Raw genomic sequence first — 19,544 nt, 5'->3', positions numbered from 1 at the left:
CTGGCGGGAGGCGGTACAATCCCCCCACATGTTAACTCCCTCTCCCGTCGGGAGGGGGGAAGATATTTACTCGCCAGGCGCATTCATGACTACTCATCATTCCCTCTACAGCCAGATCCCCGCTACCGATCGTCTGCTTCGTGACCCGCGCATCACTGCGGTGCTGGAGCAGTTTGGCCATACTGCAACGGTCGACATGCTACGCCAGCTTCAGGACGATGCGCGTCGCCATATTCAGGCTGAGAACGTGCTACCCGGCTGGTGCGAGGCATGGGCGCAGGAAGTTGAAAGGAGGTTGAGCAAGCACGCGCAAAGCGCGTTGCGCCCGGTTATTAACCTGACAGGCACGGTTCTGCACACCAATCTGGGCCGGGCACAGCAGGCAGAAGAGGCAATAGAGGCCGTCACCCGGGCCATGCGCTCGCCGGTGACGCTGGAGTACGATCTGGACGGCGCCGGGCGCGGACATCGCGATCGCGCGCTGGCGGATCTTCTCTGCCAGATCACCGGCGCGGAAGATGCCTGCATTGTGAATAACAACGCGGCGGCGGTGCTATTAATGCTGGCGGCCACCGCGAGCGGAAAAGAGGTTGTCGTCTCTCGCGGCGAGCTGGTGGAGATCGGCGGTGCGTTTCGTATTCCGGATGTCATGCGCCAGGCGGGCTGCACGCTGCATGAAGTGGGCACAACCAACCGTACCCATGCAAAAGATTATCGCGCGGCGGTGAATGAAAACACCGCCCTGCTGATGAAAGTGCATACCAGCAATTACCACATTGAGGGTTTCACCAAAACGGTGGAAGAGGCTGAACTGGCCGCCATCGGGCGCGAGCTAAACGTGCCGGTGATTGCCGATCTTGGCAGTGGGTCGCTGGTGGATATGCGCCAGTATGGTCTGCCAAAAGAGCCAATGGTGCAGGAAATGGTTGCCGCGGGCGTAAGCCTGGTCAGTTTCTCTGGCGATAAACTGCTGGGCGGGCCGCAGGCGGGTATTATCGTCGGCAGGCGCGAGCTGATTGCGCAGCTACAGCAGCATCCGCTGAAGCGCGCCCTGCGTGCCGATAAAATGACGCTGGCCGCGCTGGAAGCCACGCTGCGGCTCTATCTCCACCCGGAGAAACTGGCTGACCGCCTGCCCACGTTGCGTTTGCTGAGCCGTGATGCGGCCTCTGTTCGCGCGCAGGCGGAAGCGCTACTGCCGCAGGTTGCTCCTCATTACCCTGAGTTTGAAGTTCGTATCGAGCCTTGCCTGTCGCAAATTGGCAGCGGCTCGCTGCCGGTGGACAGGTTACCGAGCGAAGCGCTGACGTTCACCCCGCGCGACGGACGCGGAAGCCAGCTTGAGGCGCTGTCGGCGCGCTGGCGCGCATTACCGACGCCGGTGATTGGCCGGATCGGTGACGGGCGCATGTGGCTGGATTTACGCTGTCTGGAAGATGAAGTGCGGTTTCTGGAGATGATGTTGAAATGATTATTGCCACCGCCGGTCACGTTGACCACGGCAAAACCACGTTATTGCAGGCCATTACGGGCGTGAATGCCGATCGCCTGCCGGAAGAGAAAAAGCGCGGCATGACCATTGACCTGGGTTACGCCTACTGGCCGCAGCCCGACGGTCGCGTGCTGGGCTTTATCGACGTGCCCGGCCACGAGAAGTTTCTTTCCAATATGCTCGCGGGCGTGGGCGGGATCGATCACGCCCTGCTGGTGGTCGCGTGCGATGACGGGGTGATGGCGCAAACGCGCGAGCATCTGGCGATCCTCCAGCTGACGGGAAACCCGCAGTTGACCGTCGCCCTCACCAAAGCGGACCGTGTGGAGGAGGCGCGTATCGACGAGGTGCGTCAAGAGGTGCTGGCGGCGCTGAGTGAATACGGTTTTAAGGATGTCGCACTGTTTGTCACCGTAGCGACAGAAGGCCGCGGTATCGATGCTCTTCGCAACCATTTGCAGCAGATCCCGTCTCGTGAACAGGCCAGCCATCACCGCTTCCGTCTGGCGATCGACAGGGCGTTTACCGTGAAAGGGGCTGGGCTGGTGGTGACCGGTACCGCGCTGAGCGGGGAAGTGAACGTGGGCGATACCCTGTGGCTGACGGGCGTGAACAAACCGATGCGCGTGCGCGGGCTTCATGCGCAAAACCAGCCGGTGGAACAGGCCCACGCCGGGCAGCGTATCGCGCTGAATATTGCCGGTGATGCCGAAAAAGACCAGCTTAACCGCGGCGACTGGCTGCTGGCCGACGCGCCGCCGGAGCCCTCTGAACGGATTATCGTTTCTCTCCAGACCCATACGCCGCTGACCCAGTGGCAGCCGCTGCATATCCACCACGCGGCCAGCCACATCACCGGACGCGTGTCGCTGCTGGAAAACGATCTCGCCGAACTGGTGTTCGACTCCCCGCTCTGGCTGGCGAATAACGACCGCCTGGTTCTGCGCGATATTTCGGCGCGGGAAACGCTGGCGGGCGCGCGCGTGGTCATGCTGGATCCGCCCCGTCGCGGCAAACGTAAGCCCGAGTATTTACAGTGGCTGGCCGCGCTGGCCCAGACCCGCGATGATAAGTCTGCGTTAGATATCCACCTTGAGCGTGGCGCGGTGGATCTGGCGGCGTTCGCCTGGGCGCGCCAGCTCAGCGGCGAAGGATTGCGTCTTCTGACGCAGGAGCCAGGTTTTATTCAGGCCGGGAACAGCCTGCTGAACGCGCCGGTGGCGGCGCGCTGGCAGCGCAAAGTGCTGAGCACGCTGGCGACCTACCATGAACAGCATCAGGATGAGCCCGGCCCGGGCCGTGAACGTCTGCGGCGCATGGCGTTGCCCATGGAAGACGACGCGCTGGTGCTGTTGCTGATTGAAAACATGCGTGAAAGCGGCGTTATTGCAAGTCATCACGGCTGGCTACACCTGCCGGAACACAAGGCCGGTTTTACCGCTGAGCAGGACGCGGTCTGGCAAAAAGTGGCGGCGCTGTTTGGCGATGAACCGTGGTGGGTGCGCGATCTGGCGCGTGAAACCAATACCGATGAGCAGCTGATGCGTCAGGTACTGCGCCATGCGGCACAGCAGGGGATGATTGTGGCGATCGTGAAAGATCGTTATTACCGCAACGATCGGATCGTAGCGTTTGCGAACCTGATCCGGGAGCTGGATCAGGCGCGCGGATCAACCTGCGCCGCAGACTTCCGCGATCGGCTGAATGTGGGACGCAAACTGGCGATTCAGATCCTGGAGTATTTCAACCGCATCGGGTTTACGCGTCGTCGTGGCAATGACCATGTGCTACGCGACGCGCAGTTATTTCCGTAAGCGTTAAGCGCTGCGCGCCTGCTTCTGCTTAGCCAGCCAGACCGCGCCCAGCCTTCCCGCCTGGTTACCCAGCTCGCAGGGAAGGATGGGCACCCGGAGCGCCTCCCACTCCTCGAATCGCTGTAGGTATTTATCCAGCAGGAGATAGATTTTCTCCTGCTCGCTAATGCCGCCGCCAATCAGCACCGCCTGCGGATCAAACATGGAGATCACGCTGTAGATGCCGCGCGAGAGGAAATGCGCCCACTCTTCTATGGCCTCACGCAGATGCACGTCGCTGTCCATGCGTTTAAACAGCTCCTCACCGTCAGGCATCTCATCTTCCGACACGGCCAGCGCGCGGCGGCAGGCTTTCATCAGGCCGCTGGCTGACGCCACTTCGTGCATCGGCTCGCCGTTGTTGCCAACGGGCAGCACGCCAAACTCACCCGCCCGGTAGTGCGACCCACGGTAGAGATCGCCCTCCATGACGATACCGCCGCCGATGCCGGTGCCGATGGTGATGCAGACAAAATGCTCATAGTCCTTGCCGGCGCCCTGCCAGCGTTCGCCCAGCGCCGCGCAGTTGGCGTCATTTTCGGTTGTTACGGGGAGATCGGTCAGCTGTGCGAAAAGCTCGCACAGGTTTTCACCGTCAAGGTAATCCAGCGCCCCGGCCTTGGCCGCTTCGCCGGTATGGTGATTGATGTGGCCCGGAAAACTCACGCCGATGCCGACGATCTCATGCTCCTGGCGGTACTTATCCACCACCGCTTTCCACTTCTGTTTGAAGGTGCTTTCATCGTCAGGCGTATCATATTCATCGGATGTCAGTTCTTCGCCGTTTTCGTTAATCACGCCGTGTTTGATGTGGGTTCCGCCCACGTCAAAGCCGATAAATAGCTGCATTGCATCGTTCCTCATGAGCCCCTGAGCTATTAAGTATGGCTCTGGCGGCAGAAACGAAACGTAAAGTACGGTAATCCGTGATACGGCTCGTAAACCCGTTACCGACTGGCGAGAAAACCACCAGCCGGAACTACCCTTGTTGTACACCTACTGCAAGGAGACGGTCATGACAAACAATCCTCCCTCATCGCGTATCCAGCCAGGCGAGTATGGTTTTCCCCTTAAGCTGAAGCCCCGCTATGACAACTTTATCGGCGGCGACTGGGTGGCGCCCGTCGACGGTGAATACTATTCCAACCTGACGCCCGTTACCGGCCAGCCGCTGTGTGAAATTGCCAGTTCGGGCAAGCGGGATATAGATTTAGCGCTGGATGCGGCGCATAAGGCGAAAGATAAGTGGGGACAAACGTCCGTTCAGGACAGAGCGGCCATTTTGTTCAAAATCGCCGATCGGATGGAGCAGAATCTGGAGCTGCTGGCGACCGCAGAAACGTGGGACAACGGCAAGCCGATCCGGGAAACCATGGCGGCGGACGTGCCGCTGGCGATTGACCATTTCCGCTATTTTGCGTCCTGCATTCGTGCCCAGGAGGGGGGAATAAGTGAAGTTGACAAAGATACCGTGGCGTATCACTTCCACGAGCCGCTCGGCGTGGTGGGGCAAATTATTCCGTGGAACTTCCCGCTGCTGATGGCGAGCTGGAAAATGGCGCCCGCGCTGGCGGCGGGTAACTGCGTTGTGCTGAAACCCGCTCGCTTAACGCCGCTTTCGGTACTGCTGCTGATGGAGGTGATTGGCGACCTGTTGCCGCCGGGGGTCATTAACGTGGTCAACGGGGCCGGGGGAGAGATCGGCGAATATCTGGCTACCTCAAAACGTATCGCCAAAGTGGCGTTCACCGGCTCAACGGAAGTGGGCCAGCAGATCATGCAGTACGCGACCCAGAACATCATTCCGGTCACGCTCGAGCTGGGCGGCAAATCGCCGAACATCTTCTTTGCCGACGTGATGGACGAAGAGGACGCCTTCTTCGACAAAGCGCTGGAAGGGTTTGCGCTGTTCGCGTTTAACCAGGGCGAAGTCTGCACCTGTCCGAGCCGCGCGCTGGTGCAGGAATCCATTTATGAGCGCTTTATGGAGCGGGCGATCCGGCGCGTGGAGTCGATTCGCAGCGGTAATCCGCTGGATAACGTTACCCAGATGGGGGCGCAGGTATCGCATGGCCAGCTGGAAACCATCCTCAACTATATTGATATCGGTAAAAAAGAGGGGGCCGATGTGTTGACCGGCGGTCGTCGTAAGGTGCTGGGCGGCGATTTGCAGGAGGGCTACTACCTTGAGCCGACTATCCTGTTCGGTAAGAACAACATGCGCGTTTTTCAGGAGGAAATTTTTGGACCGGTGCTGGCCGTCACCACGTTTAAAACCATGGACGAGGCGCTGGAGCTCGCCAACGACACGCAGTATGGCCTGGGGGCGGGCGTCTGGAGCCGTAACGGTAATCTGGCCTATAAAATGGGCCGGGGCATTCAGGCCGGACGCGTATGGACAAACTGCTATCACGCCTATCCGGCTCATGCGGCGTTTGGCGGCTACAAGCAGTCGGGCATCGGGCGTGAAACCCATAAGATGATGCTGGAGCACTACCAGCAAACAAAATGTCTGTTGGTCAGCTACTCTGATAAACCGCTGGGGTTGTTTTAATCTCCGGGCTCAGGCCGTCCCGGGTGGGGTGGCCTGAGCCGGGTTAAAGCCGGGTGGCGGCTTCGCCTTACCCGGCCTACTTTTTACTCCCTCTCCCGTGGGAGAGGGCTGGGGTGAGGGCAACAGGCCGCAGTTATTCAGCTTTCATCCACCCATATCCGCATTTCCCCTTCCCCCCGGTTTGCCCAGCTGAACCACGGAATAAAGGTCAGCGTCCGGGGCTGACGTTCTACCGGTGAGTGGTCGTACTGCCACAGGGCATCAGTGTCCTTCGCCTGACACCCGATCCCTTCTGCCTGTATCAGCATCTTGTGCGCGAAAATGCCTTTGCCTTCAAATACCCGAAACGCGCTGTCCTGGGGCAAAGAAAGGTTATGCAGATTTGCGCCGTTATCGGCTTCTTCCAGGCAGTAAATCAGCGGCCCACGCTGCAATGCGACTTTCCCCGCCTGCTGGCGCACCTGCGGGTTGCCGTACACGCGGCGGACCGGCATCGGTAACGTCAGCGTCAGCGTGTCGCCTTCCTGCCAGCTGCGGTTGAGGTATAAGTATCCACGGGAGACCTCGCCTGTAATGGCCTGACCATTGAGCGAAACAGCCGGTTCCGCACACCAGTCCGGCAGCCTCAGGGCCAGCGTGTGAGTCACCGGAACTGGTGAGGTAATCTCGATTTTCACCTGCTCATGCCACGGATAGTTCCCGTTAATCCGCAGCTGGAGGATGTTATCCCCAACCGGAATGGCGACGTCGTTCCCCACGTACAGGTTGATCAACAGCGCGTCCGGGCGAACGGTATAAATGTAGTGCCCCAGCGAGGTCAGCACGCGCGCAATATTCGGCGGGCAACAGGCGCAGCCGAACCAGCGCTGGCGCACCGGTTTGACGTGGTCATAGATATGGTTAAAGGCCAGGGTTTTCGGGTGCACTTCCAGCGGATTCACATAAAAGAAATGCTTACCGTCCAGCGCCATGCCGCCCAGCACCGTGTTGTACAGCGCGCGCTCCATCACGTCGGCGTAGTGGCCGTCCGCCTCCATCTCCAGCATCCGGCGGGCAAACATCATCAGGCCGATGGAGGCGCAGCTTTCGGCGTAGACCGTATCGTTGGGCAGATCGTAATCGCTGCTGAACGCCTCGCCGCTGCTTTGGGAGCCAATCCCGCCGGTGATGTACAGCTGGCGCTGTGCCATGTTGTTCCACAGCCGCAGGCAATCCTGACGTTTCCCCTCGTCGTTGCTCAGGCGCGCCAGATGCGCCATGCCCGCCATCAGATAGACAAAACGCACGGCGTGGCCGATGGCCGTTTGTTGTGCGGCAAGGGGCAGATGCGCCTGGCTGTAGGCTTTGTCCTTGACCATCCACGCCGGGCCATAGGTGTTCCAGTATGACGTTCTGCCGCGCTTCTCGTATTCGATATCGTAGAAGTGAGGCTGCGCGCCGCGTTCCTCAATAAAGTATTTCACCAGATTGAGATAGCGTGGCTCCTGCGTGACGTCGTACAGCCGCATCAGCGCCAGCTCGATTTCCGGGTGGCCCGGATAGCCGTGCAGCTGGTTTTCGCCCGGGCCAAACACGCTGTCGATATGATCCGCCAGCCTGCACACCACGTCCAGCAGGCGGTGCTTTCCGGTTCCCTGGAAATACGCCACACCCGCTTCAATCATATGCCCGGCGCAGTACAGTTCGTGGCATTCGGCCAGATTGGTCCAGCGCTCGGCCGGTGCTTTCACCGTGAAATAGGTATTGAGATAGCCATCTTCACACTGCGCCGCTGCGACCAGCTCGATCACCTCGTCGGCGGTTTTTTCCAGTTCAGCATCCGGCTTCTGGCACAGCGACCACGCCACGGCTTCGAGCCATTTCGCCACGTCGCTGTCCTGAAAGACCATCCCGTAGAACTCCCCCTGTTCCAGACCGGCCGCGATGCGGAAGTTGGCGATGGCGTGGCTGGGTTCGGCCTCTGCCACGCGATCGTTAAGCGCATCCCACTGGTAGGGGATCACCACATCGCGGACCAGCCGTTGGTACTGACCAAGAAACGGGTCGTTGATTTTCAGCTGATGCAGGTCGGCTTCCATTATGGTCATATCGTTCTCCTCAGGACTGTACATGACGCTGGCGCAAATCGGTGGCAATGCGCGACATCACGGGATTGTTAAGCCTGCACCAGCGGATAGCGACCGCCAGCAGCAGGTGGAAAAGGGCAGGGAGCAGCGTCTCCATGGCGGTGATGCCCTGCAATGAGGCGGGCGTCTGGTTACCCGCGCCTGGCTGATAGGCCACGGCAATAAACACCAGGCTGATGATCCCGGCGCTGGATGCCCACGCGAGCTTGATGAAAAACAGATTGAAGGCGAAGTTCATCCCCGAGGAGCGCACGCCGGTTTTCCATTCGCCGTAATCATCGGCAAAGGCCATCAGTGAGAAGTGCAGCGGCAGGGTGAAGCCCAGGATCACGCCGTTACTTAAAATCACGATCAGCCAGAGCGTCTGGTGCGCCGGGCCACCCGGCAGGAACCACATTCCCACCGCAAGCGCAGCAAGTACCAGGTTGGTGTAGTAGTAGAGTTTGACGGTATCAATCCGCCGCGACAGCGGGCTGACGATCACCGCGCCCAGAATGGCAGCAAAGGTCACCATGGTGAAAAACAGCGAGGTGTACGCCGTGCTGCCCTGAAGCACGTAGGTGATGAAATACATGTATCCGCCGCCGCGAATGTTGAAGACGTTGATCAGCAGAAACGACATCACCAGCATCAGCAGCAGCTGATCGTTTTTCCGCAGGCCAGCCAGGTGCTCGCGCAGGGTGAATTTACCCATCAGCGCAAGCGGGACGCGCTCGCGCACCCAGAAGAAGCAGCACAGGAACATCACCACAGCGATGGCGCACAGCACGCCAACGCCCAACTGATAACCCCGGGCGGTATTGCCCTGTCCCAGCTCTGACACCAGCCACGGCAGGCCAACGGAGACCAGAAAGCCCGCCACGCCGCACAGTACGAAGCGCCAGGACTGGCAGGATATAACCTCGTTGTGGCGGGTGGTCATGGTGTTGATCAGCGCGCAATACGGCACGTTGATGGCGGTATAGCCCACTGAAAGCAACAGATAGGTGCCGAACGCCCAGGCGATTTTCACGCCCATGCTGGCGTCCGGGACGGTGAAGGTCAGCACGCCGACGATCCCGATAGGAAGCGCGACCCACAGCTGCCACGGACGAAAACGCCCCCAGCGGCTCTGCGTGCGGTCGGCAATCACGCCCATCACCGGATCGGAAATCGCGTCAAATACCCGAAGGGCAATAAACAGCGTGCCCACCAGCGCGGGCGTCAGGCCAAATACATCGGTATAGAAAAAGGTCAGGAAGTTCATGATCAGGCAGGTAATTACCGTGCCGCCCGCGTCGCCCAGGCCGTAGCCAATTTTCTCGCGGACTGACAGCCGTTCATCGGCTGCCTGTTTTGCAACTTCTGCGTCTGTAATCGGTGTGGAAGTCATGGGGTAACTCCTCGATAAACGATTTTTTTATCGTATTTGTGCAAGGTACCCCATTTATTCTGCATTCAACGGGCAGACCAACAAGGGAAGGGAAAAGTATAAAAAGGTGACAATTCCGACCTGATGATAAAACTGTGAGTTTGATCGAGCCGTTCTGCTGATATTTATTAATAATCAAGGGATAAAGACAATATTAGCCACCATAAAAGCGGAAAAATGAATATCCATGCTTGAATTATCCATAGCACTTCCGATCAGGGTTCAAAATGGCGGGTTATTTATCTCCCGGGGCGTGGGCCGTCATCCCGCACGAAAATTATCTTCATGGGAGATAATTTTTGTCGAAAAAGGGACATTAACGATCCAGGAGGAAAATACGCTGTTTGAGGTAAACGCTGGCGAGAGTTTATTACTTTGGCCGAAGCGGCGGCATGTCGGCGTGGAAGATTTTCCGGGCGATCTCAAATTTTACTGGCTGCATTTTGAGGTGGATGAACGCTTGCCGGTGTTGCCAGGCGCGACGCCGCTGTCGATTGAGCAACACTGTAGCGTGCGGGATCCGCAATATGTTATTGCGTTATTCCGTCAGTTTTTAAGCGAGCAGGAAAAATTACAACGTAGCCAGGCGCTGGAGATAATCTTGCTGTTAATTTTGCAGCAGATATCGCTCTCGCCGGGATATGAAGATAAAGCGGATGATGCGGGCGCAGCAATGGCGTGGAAGGCCAAGCAGCTTATCCGCACGCACTTTCATTTGCCCCTGTCCACTTCACAGCTGGCGAAAGAGCTGCACTGCAACGCCGATTATCTGGGACGAGTATTTCGCCGGACGTTTCATTTAACCCTGACGGAGGCAATTCACCGCCAGCGCGTCAGGGCCGCTGAAAAACTGCTGCTGAACGATGCGGCCTCATTAACTGAAGTGGCCGCCCGGTGCGGTTTTAATGACGTGGGTTATTTCCGGCAAATATTCTCGAAACATACCGGGTTAACGCCCGCCGTCTGGAAACGGCGGTATTGTAAAGAGCATATTAATTCTGGATGATCACTGGCCGTAATAGGCATTTGCGCCATGCTTGCGCAGGTAATGCTTATCCAGCAATTCCTGCTGCATAACCGGAAGCTGTGGTGCAAGCTGGCGTGAGAAAAGCCCCATATAGGCGCACTCTTCCAGCACCACGGCATTGTGTACCGCATCGGCAGCGTCTTTGCCCCAGGCAAACGGGCCGTGAGAATGAACCAGCACCGCCGGGACCTGCATCGGGCTTATGTCGCGCTCCTCGAAGGTTTTGATAATGACTTCCCCCGTCTGGTATTCATATTCACCCGCGATTTCAGCCGGGGTCATCAGCCGCGTGCAGGGGATCGCACCGTAGAAATAGTCCGCGTGCGTTGTGCCCCACGCGGGTAAATCCTGCCCCGCCTGCGACCAGATGGTGGCGTGGCGGGAATGGGTATGCACAATGCCGCCAATTTCCGGGTAACGACGATACAGCGCGAGATGGGTCGGGGTGTCGGAGGAGGGTTTTTTACTCCCCTCGACCACTTTACCCGTGGCGATATTTACCACCACCATATCTTCTGCGGTCATCACGTCGTACTCCACGCCGGATGGTTTGATCACCATCATGCCGCTGTCACGGTCAACAGCGCTGACGTTGCCCCAGGTGAACGTCACCAGCTGGTGGGCGGGCAGGGCGAGATTTGCCGCCAGCACCTCGGCTTTGAGTTGTTCTAACATGTCATGCCTCCTTCCTGCATTCGGGCTTCAATCCAGCGGCGCGCCTGGATGATCTCCAGCACCGGCTCTTTGGCTTTCTCGGTCCACATTTCAATCAGAAATGCGCCGCGATAGTTAAGTTGATTCAGCGTGTTAAACACGCCAACGAAATCGACGCAGCCCTCGCCAAACGGCACGTCGCGGAACTGGCCGGGGCTTTTTTCGGTTACGGGCCGGGTATCTTTCAGGTGGATAGCGGCGATGCGGTCAATGCCCAGCGTCAGCTCGGCGGTGACGTCGTTGCCCCACGCGCTCAGGTTGCCGATGTCCGGGTAAACGCTGAACCACGGCGAGGCGAGCATGTCGTCCCACTTTTTCCACTTGCTGATGGAGTTCATAAACGCGGTGTCCATGATCTCTACCGCCAGCATTACCTGTGCGGCGGCAGCCTGCTCCACGGCCCACGCCAGCCCTTCGGCAAAGCGCTGTTGCGTGCCCTCGTCATGCTCCTCGTAGTACACGTCATAACCCGCAAGCTGGATGGTGCGAATACCCAAATCACGGGCCAGCCGGATGGCTTTGGTCATGATCTCGCGGGCACGTTCGCGCACGATTTCTTCGCGGCTGCCAAACGGGAAGCGACGGTGGGCAGACAAGCACATCGACGGGATCGCCACGCCGGTCTCCAGCATCGCTTCCACCAGAGAGGCGCGCTGCGTGGTACTCCATTCAAGGCGCGATAAACGCTCGTCGGTCTCATCCACCGACATCTCCACAAAATCGAAGCCGCAGCTTTTTGCCAGAACCAGGCGCTCCGGCCAGGAGAGATCTTTTGGCAGCGCTTTTTCGTAAATGCCTAACGGATGCTGACGCATGGTTACTCTCCCCAGATGTCGCGGATTTGCGAATGGAATGCCTGTGCCACCTGCGGCGGATTATCGGCGCCTGCCAGCGCGCGCCCGGCAATGAAGGCTTTGACGTTGATCTGCTTAAACAGCGGCAGGTCAGCGGGGGTGATACCGCCAGTGATGGAAAGCTGTAGCCCGATATCGGACAGCGCCTTCATTTTGCTGAGATCCGCCTCGCCCCACTGCTGGCCGCTGGCCTGTGCGTCGCGCCCGCGGTGGTATATCGCCTGCTTCACCCCGATGCGGTGCCACGCGCGCGCGTCGTCCAGCGTCCAGTTGCCAAACAGCTCCATCTGGATCTCGCCGCCGCCGCGCAGTGCGACCTCGTGGCCACGTTCAACGGTGGCCAGCGGGGCGGCACAGATGATGGTCATCCAGTTTGCGCCTGCGCCAAACGCCTGTTCAGCCAGCGTTTCTCCGGCATCGGCGACTTTCCAGTCCGCCACGATAATTTTATCCGGACACTGCGCACGCAGGGCGCGAACGGCGTTTAGCCCTTCGGTCAGGCACAAAATGGTGCCAGCTTCGACGATGTCGACGTGCTCGGAAAGCGTCGCGACATCGCGCTGCGCGGCCTGAAGCGAGGTGTGGTCGAGCGCCAGCTGCAATAATGGTCGGCTCATAGGTCGTACTCCTTAACACGGGCGTGATAGCCCTGTAATGCTGAAATCAGTAGCTGGTAACGGTGATATTTGCGCTGGTAGGCGGCATGGGCACGCATGTCAGGTTCAATCATCCGGATGTCATGCCTGAGGGCGCGCTGAGCGGCGTAAAAATCAGGATAGAGACCTGTACCGACGAGCGCGGCCAGCGCCGCACCGGAACAGCCGGTCTCTTCCACCTGCGGGAGTTCAATCGCCAGGCCGCTGACGTCCGCGAGCATCTGCATCCACACGTCCGAATGGGTGGGGCCGCCCGTCACGCGCAGGGCCTGCACATGGGGAAAGCGTTCGAGCATACGATTGAGGTGGGTCATGTGGCTGAATACCACCCCTTCATAAACCGCCTGGAGGAGGTGCGCGCGGGTATGCAGCGCCTGCAAGCCATAGAAGCCGCTGGTCATCTCCAGCCCGGCGTTGCTGCCGTAGAGGAAAGGCAGGAAGAACACATCGCTTTCAGCTTTTGGCAGGCTGGCCACGGCGTGGTTAATCTCATCAAATGACATATCGCCCCATTGGGCCGTCAGCCATTCCAGGTTGCCGGACGACGTGGGGCTGGCTTCATGAACGATGAACTGCTGCGGATGGACGTAGCGGCCATAGACGTAGGGGAACGGCTCGTTGTCGCGGATGCCGTGGGCAATCCCACTGGTCACGGCCCAGGTCCCCATTACGGCATTCAGCGTATGTTCGTCATGCAGCCCGGCGCAGATCGCGGTGGAAACCACATCAAACAGTCCACCAACGACGGGAGTACCCGCCGTGAGACCGGTCAGTGCGGCTGCCTGAGCGGTGATTTCCCCGCAAATTTCTGCTGAACCGATAATGGACGGCAGGGCACCGTCAATGTCGCTGATGCCGAGCCAGCGCGTGAGCTGCGGATCGTACTGCCCGGTATTCATGTTGTAGAGATTGGATTCCGAGATGTTGCTCTCTTCGCAGCCTTTGACCCCGGTCAGACACCAGCGCAGGTAATCGTGCGCCATCATCACGCTGCCAATTTGCTGATACCGCTGCGGCTCGTTCTCTTTAACCCAGCGCAGGAGCGAGGCCGGATGCCCCGTCCACAGCGTCTGGCGAGTATGCGGATAGAGCTTTTCGGGTATACCGTCCTGCTGCCAGCGTTGCACGATCTCCAGCGCACGGCGATCGGAGGAGAGTATGGCGTTACCCAAGGGGCGATTCTGTTTATCGAGCAAAAACAGCCCCTTCCCCTGGGCTGAAATGCCAACGCCTTTGATCTGACCGCCGTCAGCGCCTGAATTTTTGAGCAGCAGGGCGACCGTTATGTGGCAGTGCTGCCAGAGCTGGTGCATATCCCGCTCGGCGTAGCCGGCACGTGGGCTGAGCGTGGCCACTGAGCGGCGTTCAATACAGACTTCTTTGCCCTGACTGTTGTATAAACCGGCTTTCAGATAAGTACCGCCACAATCGATACCCAGCCAGAAGGGCTCTTTTTCACTCATCTTCTTCTCGCTTAATTGCCGGGTGCTTCGCTTACCCGGCCTACGGTTCGGTTTTCTCCCTCTCCCCGTGGGAGAGGGCTAGGGTGAGGGCATCAGGCCGCACGTTTATGTGGAGTCACCGTGGGATTAGGCTCTGCTCCGGCATCGCATTTCGCCGGTAACAGCAGGGCCAGCAGCGATGCCAGCGCCAGCGAAACCGCCAGGCAGTAAACGCCTGCGTCTTTGCTGTACAGGGTGATCAGTACGCCTACCGCATAAGGACCGCAGAACCCGCCGAGGTTGCCCAGGGCATTGATCACGCCGCGAGCGCCACCCGCCATCTCAGCGCTGAACAGACGCGCCGGGATAGTCCAGAACACGCCCGCTGCGGATTGCAGGAAGAAGCCACAGCCCACCAGCGCGGCATAGGCCAGCCAGGTGTGCTCTTTCAGCGCCACGGAGAGGAACATGCAGAGCGCAAAGCCAATCAATGGCAGGGAGACAAACAGCTTGCGCTTGCCGGTGCGGTCAGAGAGTGAAGAGAACAGGAACATACCGGCAATGGCGCCGATGTAAGGCAGAATAGCGAGCATTCCCACCTGGCCGATGCTGGTGTGCGTCAGTTCTTTCAGAATGGTGGGCAGCCAGAGGGTGTAACCGTATATGCCAGTCTGGTAGAAGAAGTTGAGGGCGATCAGCTGCCACATGGTTTTGTCAGACAGCACCGCGCTGAGCGAGGCGTTTTTCACCTCTTTACCCGCAATGGCCTGCTGCTCTGCCGCCAGCGTTTGTACCAGGTAGTTTTTCTCGGCCTCAGAGATCCAGCGCGCTTCCTGAGGCCGGTCGTAGACGGTGAACGCCCACAGCACCAGCACAACAACGGACATCAGACCTTCAATAATGAACAGCCAGCGCCAGTCGAGAGCGGTAATAATCCAGCCCGACAGCGGGGCGGTGATGATCCCGGCGATGGGCACGAACATGATCACAATCGCGTTGGCGCGGCCGCGCTCGGCATCCGGGAACCAGTTACTGATCATCGTGAGCACAACGGGCAGCATCCCGCCTTCCGCCACACCGAGTAAGAAGCGCAGCACCAGCAGCTGATACTGGTTGGTCACAAGCCCGGTCAGAACCGAGATCACCGCCCAGGCAACCAGCGACCAGCCGATAAACTTCTTACCGCTGCCGTGCACGGCAATTTTTCCGCCGGGAACTTGCAGGAACAAATAGCCGATAAAAAAGATCCCCCCCGCCAGGCCCGCCATCGTGGCGGAAATGCCCAGCTCTTCATCCATACCGCCGGGCATCGCAAAAGCTATATTTACGCGGTCCATATAGGAAATAATGCAGGCGATAAGAATAGGGGGAATGATCCTTAGCCAGCGTTGACGCGGAATGTCCGCGTGTAGAGCATTAGAAGAAATATTCATAGTTAATATCTCAGTGAAGGTAACCGGAAAATGTATTCTTTATTTTTATTGTGATGCTTTATTCATAGCGCTAATGCCGTCGCGCAAAATAGCGATGCGATGGCTGACGTCAGCATTAGCATTTATTTCCAGTAATTTAATACCGGAGAATTTCAATGTTGCGGCGCTCGCCGCAGTAAACAGCGCTTTTACATGTTCAATGGACATGAGACTGTCGGCGCAGAACGAAGAAAACGGCGCGTGCAGATCCTGCCATTCTCCATACTCACCGTGAGGGGTCGTGCCCGAAAACATCAGCGCCCCCAGTTTCCCGGCAGCGAGTGCCGCCTGAACATGTTCCAGCGGAAGGGCGGTGTTGCGACCTTCAATAGCCGAACGTGCCCAGTTGATACAGACGCTGATATCGGTCTCTTTCACTACCTCCAGCACCTGCTCTAAGGGCAAGAACCCTTTACGCGGCGCCGGGCCATTCATCGCATCACAGTGTTCCAGCACCAGATCGCAGCCCCAGTCCCAGCTCGCGATTTCCCGTACCGAGCGGGAGAATGCTTCTGTCGCTTGCTCGACAGATTCATTACCCGCCTGCGGTGCGGCCTGCATTTCCAGAGCGACCACTTTCCCGGGAAAGCGGGTGTGAACGGCATCAATCTTTTGATGCAGATGGCGGTAATATTCAATGCACGCTTTACGCTGTTCTTCGTCCGCGGACGCCAGGCCAAACGCGCCGTTGCTGCCGCGGCGGCGCATGGTTTCCATAACGGCTGTGACAACGATCTGCCAGTTGCCCGGCGTATGACGAAACAGCCATTCATCACCAAACGGATGGAGATTTTCAAGGCAAGGTTGTTCCAGCCCGCGAATATTTGGCGTGTCGGAAAGTTCCCGCCAGAAGGTGTATTCTTCCTGCTCCCCTTTCTGGTGAAACGAGGGTGCGCAGGGGTACGCACCAATAATAAAACCGGTGTTGGTCATTTCGCATTCCTGTATTTATCAGAAAATTAATCTAATTCGCTGATGGCCACTTTCACCACAATTTTACGAATTGCGGATCCCTTGTTTTTAATACAGGCAGGACGGTGAACATCCTGCGGGAAAAATATGGCGTAGCTGCCAGGTATCATTTCGATAAACGACTCGTGTTCACTGTCGTGATAAAAAATAATATCCCGTTGCTCCAGCAATGATTCGCTGATTTTGTTATTCCCGGTATCAATAGCAATACCGATTTTTTCTTCACCCCAGGCCAGAAACTGGATATCCAGATAGCGGCGATGGACTTCAGGGCGGTTCTCGTGCTGCTCCTTTGTGGTGAGGTCGAGAACCTGGGCAAAAATGTTGCGGCCTTCAATTTCGATCACGCCCGGTGCCAGGGTGGTGAAATCCGTGGTACGCAGAAAATTAAGCGCCTTTTCTATCGCCAGTGGCAGGCGACATGGATTTGGCTGTGCAATATGTCCGAATATCATGACCCACTCCTTACAGAGACTGGATTTTCGCCCACACGCTGTCGTCGATGGTGATGCCGTCCCGGCGGTTTTCTTCCAGCAGGCGAGTAAATTCATGTCCAGGCAGACGGACGGCGACATTTTCATCAGCGCGTTCTGCGGTGGTGATGAAGTCCATGATGCGCTGTAGTTTGGCATCGCGGGTTGGACCGTCGATCAGGCGATCCACTTCGATGGCGATAAAGATCTGCGATACGCCGTATTCGTCGCTGTTGTCCTGGGTCACTTCCGCAACGGACGCGCCGTCAGAGAGCAGGGTGGCGATCATGTCGAGCACAATCGATAAGCCAGAACCTTTCCAGTAGCCCATGGGCAGAATGCGACGGTTTTTCTCAATCACGCCCGGCTCTCTGGTCAGATTGCCTTCATCGTCAAAGCCGCCGTCGACCGGTAATTCGCGTCCGGCCAGGCGATTCACCTCCAGCATGCCGTAGGAGAACATCGACATCGACATATCGACCATGGTGATTGGATTCGACGGGATAGCGACGATCAGCGGGTTTGTGCCGATGCAGCATTCTTTTGATCCCCACGCGGGCATCACGGCAATAGAGTTAGTCCAGCAGATGCCGATATAGCCTTTCTCCGCCGCCTGCCAGCCGTAGCTGCCGCCGCGCATCCAGTGGTTCGCGTTACGCAGCGCCACCAGGCCGATCCCGTGATCGGACGCCAGCTCGGTAGCACGGTCCATCATCTTCTTCGCCGTCAGGTTGCCGATGGAACGCTGCGCATCCCACTGTTCGATGGCGCCTAATGTCGTTACGCGTTTCGGCTGGGCGTCAGGGATGATGTCGCCTGCGTCAAGCTGCTGAATAAATCGCGGGAAGCGGTTGACGCCGTGTGAATAAACGCCGGACTCCGTGGTGCGGGCGAACATCTCGGCGCAGGCGTCAGCGGTATCCGCTTTTACACCGCGATCGAGCAGAACCCGATTGAACGCCGCTTTCAACTCTTGGAAGGTCACTTTCATCCCTGTTCTCCTGTTTTTTTAGGGGCAAGTGCGAGTGCTTTTTTATCACTAAATTTCACTATGCGAAATCTGATTTCAAATATAACGATCAAATTTTGTCAGATCAACGACATTCACGTTTTTCAAAATCGATTAAAATCAAATGGTTGTGTTTTTTCTGTTGAGATCGTGAACTAAACCACACTTTGCGCTACCATCAGGGCGCAATAAACAGGAGCTATTTGATGAGCATAAAAGAGAGCGAAATGACGCAAGAAAAAGAGAGGCCAGCAGGTAGCCAGAGCTTGTTTCGCGGCCTGATGCTGATTGAAATCCTCAGTAACTATCCGAACGGGTGTCCGCTTGCGCATTTATCAGAACTGGCGGGGCTGAATAAAAGTACCGTGCACCGGTTATTGCAGGGGTTGCAGTCGTGCGGGTACGTGACGCCAGCGCCGGCGGCAGGGAGCTATCGTCTGACCACCAAATTTATCGCCGTCGGGCAAAAGGCGCTTTCATCTCTCAATATTATTCACGTGGCGGCGCCGCACCTCGAGGCGCTGAACATTGCCACCGGCGAAACGGTCAACTTCTCCAGCCGTGAAGATGATCACGCGATCCTGATTTATAAGCTTGAGCCGACAACCGGTATGCTGCGCACGCGCGCATATATCGGCCAGCATATGCCGCTCTATTGTTCTGCAATGGGCAAAATCTATATGGCGTTTGGTCATCAGGATTACGTGGCGAGCTACTGGGAAAGCCACCAGGAACAGATCCAACCTTTGACCCGCAACACCATCACCGAACTGAGCGCGATGTATGATGAGCTGGCGGAAATTCGCGATCACAGTATGGCGATGGATAAAGAAGAGAACGAGCTGGGTGTGTCATGTATCGCCGTGCCGGTCTTTGATATTCACGGGCGCGTACCCTATGCCATCTCCATTTCGCTGTCGACGTCGCGCATGAAGCAGGTGGGTGAGAAAAACTTGCTAAAACCGCTGCGTGACACGGCGGAAGCTATCTCGAAAGAACTGGGGTTTAACGTGCGCGAGGCGTAACTGATGAACCAATTTATCCTGGCGGATCCTGAAAAATGTATCGGGTGTCGTACCTGTGAGGTAGCGTGCATGATGTCGCATCAAAGCAGCGCCACGCCAGTAGCGTTTACGTCACGGATCCGCGTGGTTAAGGGGGAAACCTTCACCACGGCAGTGGGCTGCCACCAGTGTGAAGATGCGCCCTGCGCGAATGTCTGCCCGACGGGGGCCATCCACCGCGCTGCGGGAGCCTGGCTCGTTAAGCAATCGCGCTGTATCGGCTGCAAAAGCTGTATGGTGGCGTGCCCGTTCGGGGCAATGCAGGTTCGGGTCGTGGAAGATCGCGTTCAGGCGCTGAAATGTGATTTGTGCGCGCATCGCGAGGGCGGTCCCGCCTGCGTCGAAGCCTGTCCCACCCACGCGCTGCGCTGCATAGACCCCGCCAGCTTACGCGCGGAACGGCTGCGTAATATGGCCTGAGGTTT

Annotated in this window: 17 protein-coding genes; 6 read left to right on the top strand and 11 right to left on the bottom strand. The window is 57.8% G+C overall.

The annotated features are described in order from the left end of the window. The first annotated feature begins 85 nt into the window (after positions 1-85). Both selA and selB read left to right on the top strand, forming a co-directional pair. Positions 86-1,471, top strand: coding sequence for an L-seryl-tRNA(Sec) selenium transferase (selA, locus tag BFV63_RS21295; RefSeq protein WP_048241659.1), 1,386 nt, complete (start codon positions 86-88; stop codon positions 1,469-1,471). Continuing rightward, complete coding sequence (gene selB, locus BFV63_RS21290; RefSeq protein WP_023323871.1) at positions 1,468-3,306, top strand: selenocysteine-specific translation elongation factor; 1,839 nt, start codon at positions 1,468-1,470, stop codon at positions 3,304-3,306. The genes selA and selB overlap by 4 nt, the downstream gene beginning before the upstream one ends. Positions 3,307-3,309: 3 nt before the next feature. Here selB and BFV63_RS21285 read toward each other — a convergent pair whose 3' ends face one another. Further along, positions 3,310-4,194 carry an ROK family protein gene (locus BFV63_RS21285; protein ID WP_003860164.1) on the bottom strand — a complete coding sequence of 295 codons (885 nt, stop codon included), beginning with the start codon at positions 4,192-4,194 and terminating at the stop codon, positions 3,310-3,312. 166 nt (positions 4,195-4,360) lie between these two features. Between BFV63_RS21285 and aldB the strand changes: the two genes are divergently transcribed. Continuing rightward, positions 4,361-5,899: an aldehyde dehydrogenase AldB gene (gene aldB / locus BFV63_RS21280; RefSeq protein WP_006808612.1), complete on the top strand. Its 1,539-nt coding sequence runs from the start codon at positions 4,361-4,363 to the stop codon at positions 5,897-5,899. A 137-nt stretch (positions 5,900-6,036) separates the two neighbouring features. On the opposite strand, the gene BFV63_RS21275 is transcribed toward aldB, so the two are convergent. Together BFV63_RS21275 and BFV63_RS21270 are read right to left on the bottom strand one after the other, a co-directional pair. After that, positions 6,037-7,986 carry a glycoside hydrolase family 127 protein gene (locus tag BFV63_RS21275; protein WP_039269132.1) on the bottom strand — a complete coding sequence of 650 codons (1,950 nt, stop codon included), beginning with the start codon at positions 7,984-7,986 and terminating at the stop codon, positions 6,037-6,039. A gap of 10 nt (positions 7,987-7,996) precedes the next feature. After that, positions 7,997-9,397, bottom strand: coding sequence for an MFS transporter (locus tag BFV63_RS21270; protein WP_045331993.1), 1,401 nt, complete (start codon positions 9,395-9,397; stop codon positions 7,997-7,999). A gap of 226 nt (positions 9,398-9,623) precedes the next feature. On the opposite strand from BFV63_RS21270, the gene BFV63_RS21265 reads away from it, so the two are divergent. Further along, positions 9,624-10,442 (top strand): AraC family transcriptional regulator, encoded by an 819-nt coding sequence (locus BFV63_RS21265; RefSeq protein ID WP_032649828.1) that lies wholly within the window; start codon positions 9,624-9,626, stop codon positions 10,440-10,442. On the opposite strand, the gene araD is transcribed toward BFV63_RS21265, so the two are convergent. The 8 genes from araD to yiaK all read right to left on the bottom strand — a co-directional run bounded on the left by araD (position 10,443) and on the right by yiaK (position 18,037). Further along, on the bottom strand, positions 10,443-11,138 hold the full coding sequence (gene araD, locus BFV63_RS21260; protein WP_017382588.1) for an L-ribulose-5-phosphate 4-epimerase: 696 nt from the start codon (positions 11,136-11,138) through the stop codon (positions 10,443-10,445). Next, positions 11,132-11,992, bottom strand: a complete 861-nt coding sequence (locus BFV63_RS21255) for an L-ribulose-5-phosphate 3-epimerase (RefSeq protein WP_048241661.1) — start codon at positions 11,990-11,992, stop codon at positions 11,132-11,134. The genes araD and BFV63_RS21255 overlap by 7 nt, the downstream gene beginning before the upstream one ends. Before the next feature lie 2 nt (positions 11,993-11,994). Beyond that, positions 11,995-12,648 (bottom strand): 3-keto-L-gulonate-6-phosphate decarboxylase UlaD, encoded by a 654-nt coding sequence (gene ulaD, locus BFV63_RS21250; protein WP_022652033.1) that lies wholly within the window; start codon positions 12,646-12,648, stop codon positions 11,995-11,997. Next, on the bottom strand, positions 12,645-14,150 hold the full coding sequence (locus BFV63_RS21245) for an FGGY-family carbohydrate kinase (RefSeq protein ID WP_045895504.1): 1,506 nt from the start codon (positions 14,148-14,150) through the stop codon (positions 12,645-12,647). Before BFV63_RS21245 ends, ulaD begins: the two co-directional genes overlap by 4 nt. A 92-nt stretch (positions 14,151-14,242) precedes the next feature. After that, complete coding sequence (locus BFV63_RS21240) at positions 14,243-15,562, bottom strand: MFS transporter (RefSeq protein WP_022652031.1); 1,320 nt, start codon at positions 15,560-15,562, stop codon at positions 14,243-14,245. A 45-nt stretch (positions 15,563-15,607) separates the two neighbouring features. Beyond that, positions 15,608-16,534 (bottom strand): DUF4862 family protein, encoded by a 927-nt coding sequence (locus BFV63_RS21235; protein ID WP_045350932.1) that lies wholly within the window; start codon positions 16,532-16,534, stop codon positions 15,608-15,610. Between the two features lie 26 nt (positions 16,535-16,560). After that, on the bottom strand, positions 16,561-17,028 hold the full coding sequence (locus BFV63_RS21230; RefSeq protein ID WP_015572753.1) for a YhcH/YjgK/YiaL family protein: 468 nt from the start codon (positions 17,026-17,028) through the stop codon (positions 16,561-16,563). Positions 17,029-17,038: 10 nt separating this feature from the next. After that, complete coding sequence (gene yiaK, locus BFV63_RS21225) at positions 17,039-18,037, bottom strand: 3-dehydro-L-gulonate 2-dehydrogenase (protein WP_045895508.1); 999 nt, start codon at positions 18,035-18,037, stop codon at positions 17,039-17,041. A gap of 224 nt (positions 18,038-18,261) precedes the next feature. Between yiaK and yiaJ the strand changes: the two genes are divergently transcribed. Then, positions 18,262-19,080, top strand: coding sequence for an IclR family transcriptional regulator YiaJ (gene yiaJ / locus BFV63_RS21220; RefSeq protein ID WP_015572751.1), 819 nt, complete (start codon positions 18,262-18,264; stop codon positions 19,078-19,080). A gap of 3 nt (positions 19,081-19,083) precedes the next feature. Next, positions 19,084-19,539, top strand: coding sequence for a 4Fe-4S dicluster domain-containing protein (locus tag BFV63_RS21215; RefSeq protein ID WP_022652027.1), 456 nt, complete (start codon positions 19,084-19,086; stop codon positions 19,537-19,539). The last annotated feature ends 5 nt before the right edge of the window (positions 19,540-19,544 follow it).

Source organism: Enterobacter hormaechei subsp. xiangfangensis (genome assembly GCF_001729785.1).
Classification (GTDB): domain Bacteria; phylum Pseudomonadota; class Gammaproteobacteria; order Enterobacterales; family Enterobacteriaceae; genus Enterobacter; species Enterobacter hormaechei_C.
The sequence above is the reverse complement of the archived record's forward strand: the minus strand, read 5'-3'. Positions and strand labels throughout refer to the sequence as shown.

What these genes read in the sequence shown, in the direction of transcription:
- selA (WP_048241659.1), top strand. Translation starts at nt 86, where the DNA reads ATGACTACTCATCATTCCCTCTACAGCCAGATCCCCGCTACCGATCGT.
- selB (WP_023323871.1), top strand. Translation starts at nt 1,468, where the DNA reads ATGATTATTGCCACCGCCGGTCACGTTGACCACGGCAAAACCACGTTA.
- BFV63_RS21285 (WP_003860164.1), bottom strand. Translation starts at nt 4,194, where the DNA reads ATGCAGCTATTTATCGGCTTTGACGTGGGCGGAACCCACATCAAACAC.
- aldB (WP_006808612.1), top strand. Translation starts at nt 4,361, where the DNA reads ATGACAAACAATCCTCCCTCATCGCGTATCCAGCCAGGCGAGTATGGT.
- BFV63_RS21275 (WP_039269132.1), bottom strand. Translation starts at nt 7,986, where the DNA reads ATGACCATAATGGAAGCCGACCTGCATCAGCTGAAAATCAACGACCCG.
- BFV63_RS21270 (WP_045331993.1), bottom strand. Translation starts at nt 9,397, where the DNA reads ATGACTTCCACACCGATTACAGACGCAGAAGTTGCAAAACAGGCAGCC.
- BFV63_RS21265 (WP_032649828.1), top strand. Translation starts at nt 9,624, where the DNA reads ATGCTTGAATTATCCATAGCACTTCCGATCAGGGTTCAAAATGGCGGG.
- araD (WP_017382588.1), bottom strand. Translation starts at nt 11,138, where the DNA reads ATGTTAGAACAACTCAAAGCCGAGGTGCTGGCGGCAAATCTCGCCCTG.
- BFV63_RS21255 (WP_048241661.1), bottom strand. Translation starts at nt 11,992, where the DNA reads ATGCGTCAGCATCCGTTAGGCATTTACGAAAAAGCGCTGCCAAAAGAT.
- ulaD (WP_022652033.1), bottom strand. Translation starts at nt 12,648, where the DNA reads ATGAGCCGACCATTATTGCAGCTGGCGCTCGACCACACCTCGCTTCAG.
- BFV63_RS21245 (WP_045895504.1), bottom strand. Translation starts at nt 14,150, where the DNA reads ATGAGTGAAAAAGAGCCCTTCTGGCTGGGTATCGATTGTGGCGGTACT.
- BFV63_RS21240 (WP_022652031.1), bottom strand. Translation starts at nt 15,562, where the DNA reads ATGAATATTTCTTCTAATGCTCTACACGCGGACATTCCGCGTCAACGC.
- BFV63_RS21235 (WP_045350932.1), bottom strand. Translation starts at nt 16,534, where the DNA reads ATGACCAACACCGGTTTTATTATTGGTGCGTACCCCTGCGCACCCTCG.
- BFV63_RS21230 (WP_015572753.1), bottom strand. Translation starts at nt 17,028, where the DNA reads ATGATATTCGGACATATTGCACAGCCAAATCCATGTCGCCTGCCACTG.
- yiaK (WP_045895508.1), bottom strand. Translation starts at nt 18,037, where the DNA reads ATGAAAGTGACCTTCCAAGAGTTGAAAGCGGCGTTCAATCGGGTTCTG.
- yiaJ (WP_015572751.1), top strand. Translation starts at nt 18,262, where the DNA reads ATGAGCATAAAAGAGAGCGAAATGACGCAAGAAAAAGAGAGGCCAGCA.
- BFV63_RS21215 (WP_022652027.1), top strand. Translation starts at nt 19,084, where the DNA reads ATGAACCAATTTATCCTGGCGGATCCTGAAAAATGTATCGGGTGTCGT.